This is a genomic window from Streptomyces sp. BE303, from assembly GCF_036290945.1.
Taxonomy (GTDB): domain Bacteria; phylum Actinomycetota; class Actinomycetes; order Streptomycetales; family Streptomycetaceae; genus Kitasatospora.
In genome coordinates this window covers 1-327 of the sequence record NZ_JAQYWZ010000012.1, presented here as the reverse complement: position 1 = coordinate 327, position 327 = coordinate 1, and the positions used below count along the sequence as shown (strand labels likewise).

The following is a 327-nucleotide window of genomic DNA, read 5'->3' as shown; positions in this document are numbered from 1 at the left end:
TGGTGGGGGGTGTGCGGGGCGGGGTGGTGGTCGTCTCTCTCGCTGCGGCGTCCAGTTCGTACCTGAAGACCTTGCCGTTCTTGGTGGGGTCGGCGCCGATGCGGTGGGTGAGGGCGCGGACGAGGTGGAGGCCCCGGCCGGACACCTCGTAGGGGCGGGAGGAGACGGGGGACTCGGGGAGCGTGGGGCTGTCGTCGCAGACGCACACGCGGAGGGGGCGGGGGAGGAGGGTGACGATGACCAGCGGGGCCTGGCAGTCGGCGTGCCGCCAGGAGTTGAAGTAGAGCTCGTGGAGGGCGAGTTCGGCGTCGTGAATGGTGTCCGGGT

The 327-nt window shown here is 71.3% G+C and carries 1 protein-coding gene; it reads right to left on the bottom strand.

The window, feature by feature from the left end; genetic code table 11:
• On the bottom strand, nt 1-327 hold a 327-nt coding region (locus tag PUR56_RS00035; protein WP_329947316.1), incomplete at both ends, for an ATP-binding protein.